The 2,060-nt window shown below is 76.0% G+C and carries 1 protein-coding gene; it reads right to left on the bottom strand.

From position 1 onward, the window contains the following. A partial coding sequence (locus ACWJ6R_RS35255) for an ATP-binding protein (protein WP_449066364.1) occupies positions 1-2,060 on the bottom strand: 2,060 nt, incomplete at both ends.

The following is a 2,060-nucleotide window of genomic DNA, read 5'->3' as shown; positions in this document are numbered from 1 at the left end:
GCGTGCCGGGCGGCCCGGGGGCGAAGTCGCCGGAGCTCGCGTACAGGCCGGCGAGCTGGGTGTGCAGGGCCGCCCGGTTCCAGGGACCGCCGTTCTCGTCGGCGAGCTCGAGGGCCGCCCGGGCCGCCTCGATCGCGCCGGCCGGGTCACCGGCGTTCTCCCGGCCGTGGCTCAGGAAGTGCAGCGCGATCCAGCGGACCAGCGGGTCGGGATCGGCGGTCAGCTCGTCGAGACCGTCATGGGGGTCCGCCAGCATGGTGAGCAGTACGGTCACCAGCGCCCGGACGGCCGGATTCGCCGAGTCGGCACCCAGCTCGGACAGCATCCGCGTCAGCGCCCCGGTCTCCTCGAAGGAGACGACGACGGTGTTGAGCAGCACGATGCCCAGGGCCACCCGGGTCCGATCGAGGAGCCGGGGCGGCGGCGTCCAGCCGGTCAGGGCGGTGGCGACGGCCGGGGTGAGGACGATGCTGCGCGGATGGTCCCCGCGGATCGTCCAGTAGCCGCCCAGCGCGGCGAACAGCACCACCACCGCCTCCGGGTCGGGATCGGTGAGGGCCTCGCGCAGGACGTCGGCGAGGTTCGTCTCCTCCGCACGCAGCCGATCCATGGCGTCGACCTGCTCCGGCGAGTACAGCCGGACGCCGTGCCGGTCGGCGTGGCCGACGGCCCACGCGCGCACGGCGGCCCGCGCCCCGGCGGTCTCGCCGGCCTCCTCCAGCCGGACCCGGCCGAACTCGCGCACCGTCTCGAGCATGCGGTACCGGACGCCGCCGGCCGTCTCCACGACGGTGAGCAGGGACTGCTCCACGAGCTCTGTGACGTCGTCGAGGACGTCGCCGCCGAGGACCTCCTCCGCCGCGTCGAGGGCGTCGCCGCCGAGGACCTCCTCGGCTGCGTCGAGGGTGAAGCCGTCCGGGAAGGCGGAGAGGCGGCGCAGGGCCCGGCGCTCCCGCGCGCCGAGGAGGTTCCAGGACCAGTCGATCACCGCCAGCAGCGTCCGGTGCCGGGAGGGAGCGCTCCGGTCGCCGCCGCGCAGCAGCGCGAACCTGTCCTCCAGCCGGCGGGCGATCTCGGCCGGTGACATCACCCGCACCTTCGCGGCGGCCAGCTCGATCGCGAGCGGCAGGCCGTCCAACCGGGCCACGACGGCACGCACGTCGTCCTCGTCGAGGCGCACCCCGGGCCGGGCCGCGGTCGCGCGGTCGTGGAACAGCTCCACGGCGTCATCGGTGCCCAGCTGCGGCAGCGGGTAGACGCGCTCGGCGGCGATCGCCAGCGGCGAGCGGGTGGTGGCCAGGACGCGCAGCTCCCGCGTGGTCGCGGTCAGATAGGCGACCAGGTCGGCGACGGCCTCCACCAGATGCTCGCAGTTGTCGAGCACCAGCAGTGCCGGGGCGAGGTCGAGCTGCCGGGCGATCCGGGCGCGGACGTCGGCGCGCTGCTGCGGAGTGAGCGTGCGGAGTCCGGCCACCGAGTCGCGGACGCCGAGCGCGGAGCCCACCTCGCCGACCAGGTCCTCGGGCGCGGTCACGCCGACCAGCTCGACGAAGTGCACCACCGGCTGCGGAGCCTCGCGGGCGACGGAATGGGCGAGCCGGGTCTTGCCGAGCCCGCCCGGGCCGAGGATCGAGACCACCCGAGAGGAGGCGAGCAGCGCCCGCACCCGCCGGAGGTCGTCGTCGCGGCCGAGCAGCGGGGTCGTGTCGAACCGCACCCCCGAGCGCACGGGACTGTCGAGCGCCAGCAGCTCACGGTGGACCCGCCGCAGCTCCGGACCGACGTCGGCGCCGGTCCGGTCGCGGAGGTCCGACCGGTGACGCGCGAAGCGGTCGAGGGCGGCGCCCGTCCCGCGCACCGCCGCCTCGCTGCGCAGGAGGTCGGCGAGCAGCCCCTCGTCGTCGGGACGGGCGCGCAGAGCCTCCTCGAGTCCGGGCAGGGCGGGGCCGTGATCGCCGCTCCGGCTCTGGGCCCGGGCGAGCACGACCCGCGCGGACGCCAGGTCGTGTTCCGCGCGGCGGCGCACCTCGGCCAGCCGGACCGTCGCCTCGGGAGGCAGC

The sequence above is a fragment of the Planomonospora algeriensis genome, assembly GCF_977012225.1.
This window is presented reverse-complemented; position numbering and strand designations above follow the sequence as displayed.